This window comes from Demequina phytophila (assembly GCF_000971135.1).
Lineage (GTDB): Bacteria > Actinomycetota > Actinomycetes > Actinomycetales > Demequinaceae > Demequina > Demequina phytophila.
Window position 1 is genome coordinate 356,022 of the sequence record NZ_BBLW01000002.1, and the last position, 13,682, is coordinate 369,703.

Genomic DNA, 13,682 nt, shown 5'->3' on the forward strand with positions numbered 1-13,682 from the left:
CCGATCGACCCATGGACTCGCACACGGAGGTGCCGATGACGCGGCTCCCAGGGCTTCGCCCCGAGACGCTCGACCCCGATCAGGCCGCGCTGTACGGCACCATCACCGGCGGCCCGCGCGCCGCGGGTCCGCAGCACTTCGCGCTGACGCGCGACGACGGCTCCCTCCGCGGACCCTTCAACGCGATGCTCCTCGCGCCCGGTCTCGGTGCCGCGCTCCAGGACCTGGGCGCCGCGATCCGCTACCGCGGCGCGCTCACCGATCGCTGTCGCGAGATCGCGATCCTGCTGGTCGCGGCGCGCTGGGACAGCGACTTCGAGCGCGAGGCCCACGAGGCGGTGGGGCGCGCGGCCGGGCTCACGGATGGCGAGCTCGAGGGGTTGCGCCGCGAGGACGCCGGAGCGTTCGCGGGCGACGAGGCCGCGGTCGCCCGCGCCACCGTCGCCCTCCTCGACGGCGACCTCGACGACGAGGCGTGGGGCGCATCGTCCACCGCGCTTGGCGCGCCTGCCATCTTCGAGCTCACCACCCTCGTGGGCTACTACGCGACCCTCGCGCTGCAGCTCCGAGTCTTCCGCGTCGGCGCGTGATCGCGACGAACCGCCAGGAAAGGGACTAGGTTTCACACCATGAAAGTCGATGCCGACGCCAAGGCGGGCAACCGCTACCGGATCGAGGCCCTCGCCAAGGGCCTCGACGTGCTCCGCTTGTTCGACGAGACAGTCACCGAGCTCAAGCTGCGCGACATCAGCGATCGCACGGGCATCCCGATGCCCACGGCGTTCCGCGTGGTGGCCACCCTCGAGGAGGGCGGCTTCCTCGAGCGTTCCGATGACGGCGTGATCCGCCCCGGCGTGGCGGTGCTGACGCTCGGATCGGCGGCGCTGCGCGGCTCCAGCCTGGTCCAGGTGAGCGAGCAGCCGCTCCGTCGGCTCGCCGAGACCACCGGCGAGACCGTCAACATGGGCGTCCTCATCGGCGACGAGGTGCTCTACCTGGTGCGCCTGCGCAACTCCGACCTGGTCACCGCGAACGTGCAGGTGGGGTCCACGCTGCCGGCGCCGGTCACCTCGATGGGCAAGCTGCTGCTCGCGTACCTGCCCGAGGACGAGCTCGCCGAGGTCCTGGCCGGCTACGACTTCACGCGTGCCGTGGGCCCGAACGCCGCCCGGTCCGCCGCGGACCTGGCGCCCGCGCTCGAGGGCATCCGGAGCGACGGCTTCGCTCTGCAGGACCAGGAGGTGGCCGCCGGGCTGCGTTCGGTCTCCGTGCCGGTGTTCGGCCGCGGTGGTCTCCCGGCGGCGGCGATCAACATCGCGGTGGCCGCGAACCGGCACACGGTCGAGGAGCTCCGCGGGCCGCTCCTCGACGCGCTCCGGGCCACGGCCGACGACATCTCGGTGCGCCTGCGAGCGCTCTGAAACGGTCGCCGCGCGCATCGCTCAGGCCGTCACGCGCCGCGCGAAGGCGATCGCGGCGTCGAGGATCGCGTCACGGTCGACGTCGCCCTGCCACAGGTGGCCCGCGCCGGGAACGAGCGTGAGCTCGGCGTCCGCTCCCGCCGCGAGGAGAGCCTGGGCGAGCGCGACGCTCTGCGACGGCGGGACCGCGGTGTCCGAGGTGCCGTGCGCGATGTGGAACGGCGGTGCGCACGGCCTCACCTGCCAGACCGGGCTTGCGAGGTGGGCGCGGTCCACATCCGCGCCCACCGCGTGGCCCAGCCATCCGGCCTCGCGCAGGCCCGGGTCGTCGAGACCGTGCTGCTCCTCGGCCAGGGCCACCAGGTCCGCGGGCCCGTACCAGTCCACGACGCCGCGCACCCCGGCCCGCGCCTCGTCCGGCCCGAGCGCCACGAGCGCCGCGAGCGTCGCGCCCGCCGACTCGCCCCAGAGCACCACGCGCGACGCATCCACCCCCAGCCCCGCACCATGGGCACGCAGCCAGTCCAGGGCGATCGCCGCATCGTCCACCTGCGCGGGGAAGCACGCCTCGCCGGATAGCCGGTAGTCGATCGAGGCGACCGCGAGGCCGGCGTCGGTGATGCGCGCGAAGGGCGCGTCGCCGGGCATGGTGGGCGCCATGGTGCGGCGGCTGCCCACGCGCCAGCCGCCGCCATGGAGGAACACCACGACGGGGGCACCCGTGGCTGCGGGCAGGTGCAGGTCCAGGCTGAGCGGCCGGAACCCGACCGGCTCCGCGAACACGAGGTCACGGAGCACGGCCGGGCGCGCGGGCGCTGCGGTCTCAGTCCTCAAGGAAGTTGTAGTCGGGGCGGAACACGGTGCCGTAGAGGTCGCCGGCGGCCTTCATCTGCTCGAACTTCGGGATGTAGAACTCGCTGGGGGCGGGGATGCCCGGCTTGTCCGTGGGCGTGCCCATCGCGTGGAAGAAGCGCGCGAAGCCGGCGGAGCTCACGCCCATGATCTTGGACTGCGCCTCCATGCGGAAGGCGTGGATGGTGCCCTGGGGCACGAACCCGAAGCCGCCCTGCGTGAGGACGCGGTCGTCCTTGAAGCCGTCCTCGTCGTCCATCCACAGGTGCACCGCGCCGTCGACGATGAAGAAGATCTCGTGCGTGAACGGGTGGATGTGGGCCGGGATGATGTCGCCGGCGTTGCCCTCGCAGCTGAAGACGTCGTACTGGCCGTCGGTCTCGTCGCCCGTGAGCAGGATGGTGAACAGCGTGTCGAACACGACGGACTTCTCGCCCTCGCCGTTGTCCAGGTAGAACGGCTTGGGGGAGCCGGGAAGGATCCCTGCGTGCTGGGCCGCGAGAGCGGGTGCCTCATTCGGGGACATCGAGCCAACCTCCTTGTTGGTGCGCGGCCGACCTCGTCGTCGGGCCGCTGGGCACCAGCATTCGGGACCAAGGTCCCGCAGGGGAAGTTCGAGATGCCTACAGTTCGGTAGGTGCCGCCTATGGACGATGCGCGGGCTGGGCGAGCAGGCCGGCCTCGCCCTTCGCGCGGCGCGCCTCGGCCTGCGCGATCTCCTCGAAAGCCGCGACCACGCCCTCGCGGCGCCTGCGCGTGCACAGCAGGATGGTGGCCGGCTCGATGTCGCGGATGGGCACGAATGCGAGGTCGGCGCGGGGGTAGTGGGCGGCGGCAGACGCGGCGGCGATGTTGACGCCCATGCCTGCGGAGACCAGTTCGAGCAGGCCCTCGATGTCGTCCGCGCGCGGGCCCAGGCGCGGGTGCGAGCCGTCGGGCCGCGGGTCGACGGTCCACCACGCGATCGCGTCCGCGTGCTCGCCCGACACGGCGACGAAGGTCTCGTCGCGCACCTCGTCGATGGAGATCGACTCGCGTGTCGCGAGCGGGTGGGTGGCGCGCATGACGAGCACGCGGGGCTCGGTCCACAGCGGCGCCGTGGAAAGAATCGCCTGGTCGTGGGGGAGCGGGGCGGGCGCGAGCACCGCGTCGACCCGGCGCGCGGTCAGCTCCCGCTCGACCTCGAAGAAGCCGACGCGGCGCATCTCGAGGCGAAGGTTCGGGATCTGCGAGACCGCGGTCATGATCGCCGCGGTGAGGGGCCCCGCGCCCGCCGCGACCACTCCGAGGCGCAGGGTGCTCTCCTCGGGCGCGCGTCGTTCCGCGAGCCACGCGGTGAGGTCGTCGTGGGCGTCGACCACCTGACGCGCGCGCGGCAGCAGCGCGCGGCCCAGCTCGGTCAGCGCTACGGAGCGGGACGTGCGCTCGAACAGCTGGCCTCCGACGGTCCTTTCGAGGCCTGCGATCTGCTGGCTCAGCGAGGGGGAGGTGATGGTGAGGCGTGCGGCGGCGCGAGCGAAGTGAAGCTCCTCGGCCAGCACGCAGAAATAGCGCAGCGTGGGCACCGAGACGTCCATGTCTTCCCTTCGCGCCGAGGCGCCGGTGCCTCGGATCGTGTGGGACAGCCTATCCGTGAGGGGCGTCGAGGGCCAGAAGGTGCGATCGCGTCGCGTCGGGGCCGAGCGCCCGCGGGCGCCAGGCGGCTAGGGGGCGGTCCTTGGGAGCCGTGAAAGTCTTACGGTTGAAAGATTGGTGACTTTCAGGCGCCCGCGCTGAGGCTTCCCGCGGATGCGTCGAGCGGCGCGGTCAGGTAGCTGTCGAAGTGGCTGCGGATGATCTGCTCCATGTCGACGTCGAGGCCCTGCAGCCACAGCAGCTGCAGGCCCTCCGCCATCGCGGTGGTCTCGAGGGCCGCGGTCCGGGGGTCGACGCCGTCCCGGAGGAACCCGCGCGCCTGCATCTCCTCGAACGCGCGCGTGGTGCCGCCGACCACGAATCCGAAGCGCCGGGCGATGAACGGGTGCGCGGGGTGGTCCGGGGTCGAGGACTCGGCCGCGAGAATCGAGTAGAGCCGCAAAAGCCCTGGTACAGCCTTATTGCGTCGCGCGATCTCAAGCAGGCCGTGCAGGAACTCGATGTCGTGGCGACCCGAGAGGATGTCGAGGGCGAGCTGGTCGCGGCGCTCCAGCACCGCCTCGAGGAGCGCGAGCTTGCTCCCGAAGTGGTGGAGCAGGCCCGGCTGCGTCATGCCGACGGTCCGGGCGATCTCGTTGACGGATGCCGCCGTGTAGCCCTGGCGCGAGAACACGTCGAAGGCCGCGTCGAGGATCTCCTCGCGCCGCTTCGCCGACTTCTTGTAGGCGCCCCGTTGCGTTGCCATGGCGAGAGGTTACCAGGTCGTGATTTTTAAAATCTTGCACCCTTAAGAATTTGCGTGCTAGCGTCACCGGCACGTCACCGATGACGTGACCCCAAGGAGGAAAGCAACGATGCTTCGACACACCAAGCTCGCCGCCGTGGCGGGCATGGCCACGCTCGCGTTGGCCGCATGCTCGTCGTCCGGTTCCGACGACGCCACCTCGCCCGCCGCCGGCGGGTCGGAGGGCACCGCGATCGAGGGCCGCGCGCCCGAGCTCCGGATCGGCGCCGTCGTCGACATCTCGACCTGGGTGGCCGCCGACGCCGCCTGGGGCAACGAGGCCACCTACTACATGGCGGTCTACGACAGCCTGCTCCGCACGTCGGCCACCAACGAGGTCCAGCCGGGCCTTGCCGAGGCGTGGGAGTACAACGAGGACCTCACCGAGCTCACGCTCGACATCCGCGACGGCGTGACGTTCAGCGATGGCACGGCGCTCGACGCGCAGGTGGTCGTCGACAACCTCAACCGCTTCCGCGAGGGCGCGTCGCCCGACCGCGCCCTGCTCGACGCCGTGACCGACGTGACCGCCGCGGATGACGACACCGTCGTGATCACCCTCTCGGCTCCCGACCCGGCGCTCGAGATCAACCTCAGCATGCAGGCGGGCCTCGTGGCGTCGCCGTCGACCTTCGACGCGCCCGACGCGCAGACCACGCCCGTCGGCACCGGCCCGTATGTGCTCGATGCCGCGTCGTCCACGATCGGCGCCACCTACACGTTCACCGCGAACGAGGACTACTGGGCCCCCGAGGACCAGCACTTCGACTCGATCACCATCAACTACTACGCCGATGCATCGGCACTGCTGAACGCGCTGCGCGACGGTCAGGTCGACATCTCCAACCTCAACTCGCTCACGCAGATCCCCGACGCGGAGGCGGCGGGTTACACCACCAACTCGATCCCGGTGAACTGGAAGGGCCTCATCCTCGCCGACCGCTGGGGTGTCAACAACGAGGCGCTCGCCGATGTCAAGGTGCGGCAGGCGATCAACTACGCGATCGACCGCGAGGGCCTGCTGCAGGGTCTCGAGTCGGGCTACGGCGAGCCGACCACGCAGATCTTCAACGTCGAGGGCGACGCCTACGAGGCCGAGCTCGAGGACGCCTACCCCTACGACCCCGAGAAGGCCAAGTCGCTGCTCGCCGAGGCGGGCTACCCCGACGGCATCCACATCACCATGCCGCAGACCTCGTTCGTGCCGGCCTCCGAGCCCGAGCTGATCAAGGGCGTGCTCGCGGAGTCCAACATCTTCATCGACTACGAGCAGGCGGGCGAGTCGTTCTTCGGCGACCTTCTCGGCGGCAAGTGGTCGGCGTTCGCGTTCGGTCTCAACCAGGAGCCCCTCGCGTGGCAGACCTACAACCAGGCGATCGCGCCCGGGGCGGCCTGGAACGTGTACCACCAGGCCGACGAGACCGTCGAGGCCCTCGCGGCCCGCATCCGCCTCGGCGGAGAGGACGGCGCCGCCGCGGCCAAGGAGCTGAACGAGTACGTGGTCGACCAGGCGTGGTTCGCGCCGTTCTACCGCGTCATCGGCGCCATCGTGACCGCCGACGGCTTCGCGGTCACCATGAAGTCCGGCCAGGCCGTGTCCAACCTCTGGGACATCACCGCCACCGCTTGACCCTCACCGGTGGGGGCGGCGCTGCCGCCCCCACCGGCTGGACCTGGAGACATCATGCTCAGCTTCGTCAGCCGGCGCCTCGCGACCGGCGTCGGCCTCATCGCCACCCTGGCGGTGCTCACGTTCTTCTTCCTTCAATTCGGGGTGAGCGATGTCGCACAGCGGATCGCCGGCCAGCAGGCCGGCCCCGACGCCGTCGCGGTCGTCGAGGAGAGGATCGGCGTCGACCGTCCGGTCCTCGTGCAGTTCGCGGATTGGGCGAGCTCCGCGCTCACGGGCGACCTCGGGCGCTCGTGGTTCTCAGGCCAGGAGGTCACCGAGGCGGTGATGAGCCGCATGGCGGTCACCGTGAGCCTCGCGGTCGGCTCGGTGGTCCTCACCGCGATCATCGGCATCACGCTGGGCGCCCTCGCCGCCACCCGCCGCGGATGGGCCGATCGCGCGGTGCAGTTCCTCGCAGTGCTCGGGCAGGCGATCCCGGGCTTCCTGCTTGCGATGGCGCTCGTGCTCGTGTTCGCGATCAACCTCGACTGGTTCCCGGCCACCGGCTACACGCGGCCGTCCGACGATCTCGGCGCGTGGGCGCTGTCGATCACCCTGCCTGTCGTCGCTCTCACCGTCGGCTCGATCGGCGGCGTCGCGCAGCAGGTGCGCGGCTCGATGATCGACGCGTTCGAGCGTGACTACGTGCGCACGCTCCGCAGCCGCGGCCTCCCGCGCCGTTCGATCGTCTTCCAGCACGTGCTCCGCAACGCCGCCGGGCCGGCGCTGACCGTGCTCGGCCTGCAGTTCGTCATCCTCCTCGGCGGTGCGGTCATCGTCGAGACCCTCTTCTCCATCCCTGGCCTCGGCCCGCTCGCACTCAACGCCACCTCTCAGGGCGACATCCCCGTCGTCATGGGCATCGTGGTGGTGACGGGCGTGATCGTCGTCCTGGTCAACACCCTGGTCGACGTCGTGCAGGCCTGGGTCAATCCGAAGGTGCGTCTGTCATGAGCTCCGTATCGCCCGCGGCCGCACCGGCGCGCCGCTCCGGTCCCGGCCTGTTCCGCCGTCTGGTGCGGCACCCGCTCGGCGGCGTGTCCATGCTGATCCTCGCGGTCGTGGTCCTCATCGGAGCGCTCGCGCCGTGGCTCGCGCCGTTCGACCCGAGCGCCACCGACCTGCGCATGATCCTCGCCGAGCCCGGCCCCGAGTACCTGTTGGGCGGCGACGCCGCGGGACGGGACATCCTGTCACGGCTGCTGGTCGCGACCGCGTTCTCGCTCGCGGGCGGCCTGCTGGTGATGGCGGTCGCCGTCACGGTCGGCCTCACCTCCGGCCTCATCGCGGGCTACTACGGCGGATTCATCGACGCGGCGGGTGCCTGGTTCACCGCGCTCACGATGTCGCTGCCGTCGATCATCGTGCTGATCGCCGCTCGCTCCGTGATGGGCCCGTCGATGTGGTGGACCATGGCGATCTTCGGTCTCTTCATCTCGCCCGTCTACTACCGCGTCGTCTACACCTCCGTGCGGTCGGTCCGGAACGAGCTGTACGTCGACGCGGCCCGCACCTCCGGTCTGGGCGATGCGCGCATCATCGGCCGCCACGTGCTCCTCGCGGTGCGTGCCCCGGTGATCCTGCTGATGTCGGGCGTGATCGCGGCGGGTATCGGGATGCAGGCGGGCTTCGACTTCCTCGGCCTGGGCGATCCCACCACCCCGACGTGGGGTCAGATGCTCAACGAGGGCTTCTACAACATCAACCGTTCCTCGAACCTGGTGCTGTGGCCCGCACTCGTGCTCGGACTCACCACCATCGCGCTCACGCTGCTGGGCACCGCCCTGCGCGATGAGCTCGAGGGCACCGGCGACAAGCGTCACAAGGCCGCGAGCCCGTGGGCGCTCGACGGCGAGGTGGCTCCGCTGCTCGACCACGGCGACGCGCCCGCGGGCGAGGCGCTGCTCACCGTCCGCGACCTCGCCGTCGCCTACCCGGCCGCCGACGGCTATGCGACAGTGGTGAAGGGCGCGCGCCTCACCGTCCGCCGCGGTGAGACCCACGGCCTCATCGGCGAGTCGGGTTCGGGCAAGACTCAGACGGCGTTCGCGATCCTCGGCCTGCTTCCCCAGGGCGGCAAGGTGATGGCCGGCTCGGTCGAGTTCGACGGCGAGGAGCTCGTCGGGCGCAGCGACGCGCAGATGAACCGGCTGCGCGGCTCGCGCATCGCGTACGTGCCGCAGGAGCCCATGTCCAACCTCGACCCGTCCTTCACGGTGGGTCACCAGCTCACCGAGCCGCTCGTCAAGGTGCTCGGCATGAAGAAGGGCGCGGCGAAGGAACGGGCGCTGTCGCTGCTCGCCAAGGTCGGCATCCCGGACCCGCAGCGCGCGTTCGACTCGTATCCGCACCAGCTCTCCGGCGGCATGGCGCAGCGCGTGCTGATCGCGGGCGCCGTCTCCTCCCACCCCGACCTGCTGATCGCCGACGAGCCGACCACCGCGCTCGACGTCACGGTTCAGGCCGAGGTGCTGGACCTGCTGCGCGACCTTCAGGAGGAGCTGGGCATGGCGATCCTCATCGTCACCCACAACTTCGGCGTGGTCGCGGACATCTGCGACCGGGTGACCGTCATGCAGAAGGGCGTGATGGTCGAGACGGGCGCCACACGCGCGGTGTTCGAGGGCCCGCGCCACGAGTACACCCGCGCCCTGTTCGCCGCGATCCCGCAGGGCGCGCCGCGCGCACCGCTGCCGGGCGTGGCGAGCGCCGGCTCCCTCGGGGCGGGCGCGTTGCGATGAAGGAGAACACCGTGAACCAGCCGCTGCTCACCGTCGACGCCCTCGAGGTCGCGTACCCGGGACGTGGGCTCCGTGCCCTGCCGTTCCGCGCCGTCAAGGGAGTGAGCTTCGACATCCGGCCCGGCGAGACCGTCGGCCTGGTGGGGGAGTCCGGCTCGGGCAAGACCACCATCGGGCGCGCCCTGCTGGGTCTCGCGCCGGTCTCGGGCGGGACGCTCACCTTCAAGGGTGAGGACATCTCCCACCCGACCAAGCAGCGTCGCCGCGAGCTCACCCGCGACATCCAGGTGGTCTACCAGGACCCCTACTCGTCGCTCAACCCGGCGCTCACCATCGGCGCCTCGCTCACCGAGCCGATGATCGTACGCAAGACGTCCAAGAAGGAGGCGGGCGCCCGGGTGCGGGAGCTGCTCGACATGGTGGCGCTCCCTGCGGACGCCGCCGACCGCTACCCGCGCGAGTTCTCCGGCGGGCAGCGCCAGCGCGTCGCGATCGCCCGCGCGCTCGCGCTCGACCCGACCCTCATCGTGTGCGACGAGCCCGTCTCCGCCCTCGACCTGTCGACGCAGGCCCGCGTGCTCGAGCTGTTCCTGGAGATCCAGGAGCGCACGGGCGTCGCGTACCTCTTCATCTCGCACGACCTCGCGGTCGTGCGCGAGATGTCGCATCGCGTCGCTGTGCTCTACCACGGCGAGATCGTGGAGTGGGGCGACGGGGACGCGGTCACGTCCGCGCCCGAGCACCCGTACACCCAGCGGCTCCTCCTCGCGTCGCCCGTGCCGGACCCCGCCGCGCAGGAGCAGCGCCGCGCCGACCGGCTCCGGCTCAAGGACATCCAGGCCCAGCAGGACCTCCAGGCCGGCGCCGCCTGAACCCGCCCCACCCGCCAGACCCACCCGCCGCACCGTCGCGGCCCGAAGGAGACCTCATGACTATCCCGACCCCCGCATCGTTCCTCTGGGGCGTCGCCACCGCCGGCCACCAGTCCGACGGCGACGACACCACGTCGGACACCTCGTTCCTCGAGCTCACCGCGCCGAGCGTGTTCGCCGAACCGTCGGGGACCGCCTGCAACAGCTGGGAGCTGTGGGAGCGTGACCTGGACCTCGCGGTCGACATGGGGCTCAACGCGTTCCGCTTCTCCGTGGAGTGGTGCCGCGTCGAGCCCGAGGTGGGTGCGATCGACGAGGCGGCGCTCGCGCACTACGAGGACGTCATCGACGGCTGCGTGGCGCGCGGTCTCGCGCCGATCGTCACGTTCAGCCACTTCACCGCGCCGCACTGGTTCGCGCGGCGGGGATCCTGGCTCGCGCCCGAGGCGGCCGAGGACTTCGCCCGCTTCTGCGGCGTGGTCATGGACCGCATCGGCGACCGCATCGCCGTCGCGGTCACGCTCAACGAGCCCAACCTGCAGCGTCAGCTCGCCGGCGGGTTCCTCCCGCCCGAGGTGTGGGAGGCGCACCGCGCCAACCTTGACGCGGCCTCGGCGGCGGCAGGGGTCGAGCGCTACCGCGCCGGCAACGTCCAGATCCCGGAGGAGTTCGACGCCTTCGAGGAGGGGTTCGAGCGGGCGCACGTCGCCGCGAAGGCCGCGCTCAAGGCGCGACGCCCCGACCTGCCGGTCGGCCTGTCGCTCGCCGTCGCGGACGACGTCGCCGCCCCGGGGGGCGAGGCCGAGCGGGACCGGGTGCGCGAGGAGTGCTACGGCCGCTGGGTCCGGCTGTGCGCGGGCGACGACTTCATCGGTGTGCAGAACTACGAGCGGATCGTCCACGGGCCCGACGGTCGGGTCGCGGCGGGCGGCGGCCACACCCCGCCCGAGCCCGACTCGCTCGGCGGCGCCGTCCGCTACATCCACGAGGCCTCCGGCGTGCCCGTCCTGGTGAGCGAGCACGGCATCAACACGCAGGACGATGCGGAACGGTGCGCCTTCCTGCCCGCCGCGCTGGCGAGCCTCGACGCGGCGATCGCGGACGGCGTGCCGGTGCTCGGCTACTGCCACTGGACGCTGCTCGACAACTTCGAGTGGATCTTCGCGTACGGGCCCAGGTTCGGGCTCCACGCGGTGGACCGGGAGACGTTCGTCCGCACGGCGAAGGAGTCCGCCCGCGTCTACGCGGCCGAGGTCGCCCGCCGCGCCGCCGCGCCGGTGGCGCGATGACCGACGCCCGGGCGGCCCTGTTCGATCTCGACGGCGTGATCGTCGACACCGCCGTCCACCACTTCGCGGCATGGCGTCGCACCGCCGAGGAGCTGGGCTTCACACTGGCGGACGAGGACGACGAACGCCTCAAGGGGGTGGGCCGCATGGATGCGCTGCGGATCGTCCTCGAGATCGGCGGCGTCGAGGTCGACGACGCGACGGCCGCGCGTCTCGCGGAGCAGAAGAACGCCCGCTACGTCGACGCCATCGGCGGGATCTCGCCGGCGGACATGCTCCCCGGCGCACAGGCGCTCCTCGAGGACCTGCGGTCCCGCGGCGTCCCCACCGGTCTCGGATCGGCGAGCCGCAACGCGCCCCTCATCCTCGACCGGCTCGGCATCGCCGACCTGTTCGACGCGGTGATCGACGGCTCGACCGTGACGGAGGCCAAGCCTCACCCGCGGGTGTTCCTCGCGGGCGCCGAGGCGCTCGGCGTGGCGCCCGCCGCCTGCGTCGTCTTCGAGGACGCCATCGCGGGAGTGCAGGCCGCCAACGCGGCCGGCATGACCGCCGTCGGCATCGGCGATCCCGCTGTACTGACCGCGGCTGCCGCCGTCATCCCCGGACTCCACGCCGTCGACGCCCTCGCGGCGCACGGCATCACCTTCGCGGGCGCCGCCCGCACGCGTCTCGAGGAGGAGCACGCATGACCACCAACACCGATGTCGCGGGCGTGCGGCTCGACTCCGCGCCCTTCCACCTCGACGCCGAGGCACAGGCGTGGGTGCGTGCCACCCTCGCGGGCCTCACCCTCGAGCGCAAGGTCGGCCAGCTCTTCTTCCTCATGGCGAACGCCCCCGCACAGGTCGACGCGGAGATCGCCGTCGCGGAGCCCGGCGGCTGGATGCGCCGCCCCGACTCGCCCGAGGGCGCGGTGACGCTCAACCGCCACCTGCACGCCGCATCGTCCCTCCCGCCGCTCATCGCCGGCAACCTCGAGAACGGCGCCGACGGCGCCAGCTTCGCCGCCACCCAGCTCGGCACGCCACTCCAGGCCGCGGCGGCCGGGGACGATGCGTGGGCCTACCGGATGGGCCAGGTCGCCGCGGTCGAGGGTCGGGCCCTGGGGGTCACCTGGGACTTCGCGCCGATCATCGACATCCAGTCCAACGCGCGCAATCCGATCGTCCTCAACCGCGGCTTCGGATCGGACCCCGCCCGCGTGCGCCGCATGGGCGTCGAGTTCGTGCGGGGCCTGCAGGACCACGGAGTCGCCGCATCGGTGAAGCACTGGCCGGGCGACGGCGTCGACGATCGCGACCAGCACCTGCTCACCTCGGTCAACACGCTGAGCGTGGAGGAGTGGGAGGCGACGTTCGGCGAGGCGTACCGCGCGTCGATCGACGCCGGCGCGCTGTCGATCATGGCGGCCCACATCGCGCTGCCCGCGTACTCCCGGGAGCTCCGCCCCGGCATCGCGAACGAGGACATCCTGCCCGCCTCGCTCGCCCCCGAGCTCACCACGGACCTGCTGCGCGAGCGGATGGGCTTCAACGGCGTGGTCATCACCGACGCCTCGCTCATGGGCGGGCTGCTCATGCGCATGCCGAGGCGCGACCTCGTGCCCGCGACCATCGCCGCGGGCTGCGACATGTTCCTGTTCTCGCCCGACTATGCGACCGACGTCGCCCACATGCTCGCGGGCGTGCGCTCCGGGGTCATCAGCGAGGCCCGCCTCGACGAGGCGGTGACCCGCGTGCTCGCCCTCAAGGCCGCGCTCGGGCTGCACCGCGCATCGTCCCCGGAGGCGCTGGTGCCCGGCCTCGACGGCGTGGACACCGCGACCCACCGGGCGTGGGCGCGCGAGCAGGCCGCGGCCGCCATCACCCTGGTCAAGGACAAGGAGGAGGGGCTGCTGCCGCTGTCGCCCGCGCGTCATCGCCGGGTGCTCGTGTACTCGTTGCGCGGCTTCCTCTCGGGCACGGGACCCGCGGAGGGGTTCTGCGCGGCGCTGAACGCCCGCGGGTTCGAGGCGACGCTGTTCGAGGACGGCCCGCCCGGGTCGACCATGTTCAAGCGCGTGGGCGTCGACGGGGGAGTGAACGGCGCGGACCTGCTCGAGGGTTACGACGCCGTGGTCTACCTGGTCGACATCCAGCCGCGCTCGAACGTCACCAGCGCTCGGATCGACTGGGCGCCGTTCACGGCGGGGAACCTGCCGCGCCACATCACCGAGATCCCCACCCTGGTGGCGTCGCTCGGCAGCCCCTTCCACCTGCAGGACGTGCCGTTCATCCGCACGTACGTCAACGCGTACGCGAACAACGCGGAGACGGTCGAGTCGGTCGCGGCCGCCCTCGCCGGCGAGATCCCGTTCCGCGGGGCGAGCCCGGTGGACCCCTTCGCCGGCTACGAGGACGCGCGCTGGTAGGAA

The 13,682-nt window shown here is 71.7% G+C and carries 13 protein-coding genes; 9 read left to right on the top strand and 4 right to left on the bottom strand.

Going from position 1 to position 13,682, the window contains the following annotated elements:
- The first annotated feature begins 35 nt into the window (after nt 1–35).
- Both AOM01_RS04400 and AOM01_RS04405 read left to right on the top strand, forming a co-directional pair.
- On the top strand, nt 36–590 hold the full coding sequence (locus tag AOM01_RS04400; RefSeq protein WP_062289917.1) for a carboxymuconolactone decarboxylase family protein: 555 nt from the start codon (nt 36–38) through the stop codon (nt 588–590).
- 39 nt (nt 591–629) lie between these two features.
- Nucleotides 630–1,421 carry an IclR family transcriptional regulator gene (locus AOM01_RS04405; RefSeq protein ID WP_062289505.1) on the top strand — a complete coding sequence of 264 codons (792 nt, stop codon included), beginning with the start codon at nt 630–632 and terminating at the stop codon, nt 1,419–1,421.
- A gap of 21 nt (nt 1,422–1,442) precedes the next feature.
- Here AOM01_RS04405 and AOM01_RS04410 read toward each other — a convergent pair whose 3' ends face one another.
- From AOM01_RS04410 to AOM01_RS04425, 4 genes are all read right to left on the bottom strand, one after another.
- Nucleotides 1,443–2,255: an alpha/beta hydrolase gene (locus tag AOM01_RS04410; protein WP_228374209.1), complete on the bottom strand. Its 813-nt coding sequence runs from the start codon at nt 2,253–2,255 to the stop codon at nt 1,443–1,445.
- Nucleotides 2,245–2,799 carry a quercetin 2,3-dioxygenase gene (locus tag AOM01_RS04415; protein ID WP_062289509.1) on the bottom strand — a complete coding sequence of 185 codons (555 nt, stop codon included), beginning with the start codon at nt 2,797–2,799 and terminating at the stop codon, nt 2,245–2,247. The genes AOM01_RS04410 and AOM01_RS04415 overlap by 11 nt, the downstream gene beginning before the upstream one ends.
- A gap of 118 nt (nt 2,800–2,917) precedes the next feature.
- A complete protein-coding gene (locus AOM01_RS04420) occupies nt 2,918–3,850 on the bottom strand; it encodes a LysR family transcriptional regulator (RefSeq protein WP_062289511.1) in 933 nt (310 codons plus the stop codon).
- Between the two features lie 182 nt (nt 3,851–4,032).
- Nucleotides 4,033–4,653 carry a TetR/AcrR family transcriptional regulator gene (locus AOM01_RS04425; RefSeq protein WP_062289514.1) on the bottom strand — a complete coding sequence of 207 codons (621 nt, stop codon included), beginning with the start codon at nt 4,651–4,653 and terminating at the stop codon, nt 4,033–4,035.
- Nucleotides 4,654–4,762: 109 nt separating this feature from the next.
- On the opposite strand from AOM01_RS04425, the gene AOM01_RS04430 reads away from it, so the two are divergent.
- Genes AOM01_RS04430 through AOM01_RS04460 form a run of 7 tightly spaced genes read left to right on the top strand, consistent with a single transcriptional unit; the run spans nt 4,763 to nt 13,679 of the window.
- A complete protein-coding gene (locus AOM01_RS04430) occupies nt 4,763–6,322 on the top strand; it encodes an ABC transporter substrate-binding protein (RefSeq protein ID WP_062289517.1) in 1,560 nt (519 codons plus the stop codon).
- A 54-nt stretch (nt 6,323–6,376) separates the two neighbouring features.
- Nucleotides 6,377–7,318 (top strand): ABC transporter permease, encoded by a 942-nt coding sequence (locus tag AOM01_RS04435; protein WP_062289520.1) that lies wholly within the window; start codon nt 6,377–6,379, stop codon nt 7,316–7,318.
- Nucleotides 7,315–9,105: a dipeptide/oligopeptide/nickel ABC transporter permease/ATP-binding protein gene (locus tag AOM01_RS04440; RefSeq protein WP_062289523.1), complete on the top strand. Its 1,791-nt coding sequence runs from the start codon at nt 7,315–7,317 to the stop codon at nt 9,103–9,105. Before AOM01_RS04435 ends, AOM01_RS04440 begins: the two co-directional genes overlap by 4 nt.
- Nucleotides 9,106–9,116: 11 nt before the next feature.
- Nucleotides 9,117–9,977 (top strand): ATP-binding cassette domain-containing protein, encoded by an 861-nt coding sequence (locus tag AOM01_RS04445; RefSeq protein ID WP_156155821.1) that lies wholly within the window; start codon nt 9,117–9,119, stop codon nt 9,975–9,977.
- 56 nt (nt 9,978–10,033) lie between these two features.
- Entirely contained in the window at nt 10,034–11,266 is a 1,233-nt protein-coding gene (locus AOM01_RS04450; protein ID WP_062289530.1) for a family 1 glycosylhydrolase, read from the top strand.
- A complete protein-coding gene (pgmB, locus tag AOM01_RS04455) occupies nt 11,263–11,958 on the top strand; it encodes a beta-phosphoglucomutase (protein ID WP_062289532.1) in 696 nt (231 codons plus the stop codon). Before AOM01_RS04450 ends, pgmB begins: the two co-directional genes overlap by 4 nt.
- The gene (locus AOM01_RS04460; protein WP_062289534.1) at nt 11,955–13,679 is read left to right on the top strand and encodes a glycoside hydrolase family 3 protein; all 1,725 of its coding nucleotides are present in this window, start codon (nt 11,955–11,957) and stop codon (nt 13,677–13,679) included. The genes pgmB and AOM01_RS04460 overlap by 4 nt, the downstream gene beginning before the upstream one ends.
- The last annotated feature ends 3 nt before the right edge of the window (nt 13,680–13,682 follow it).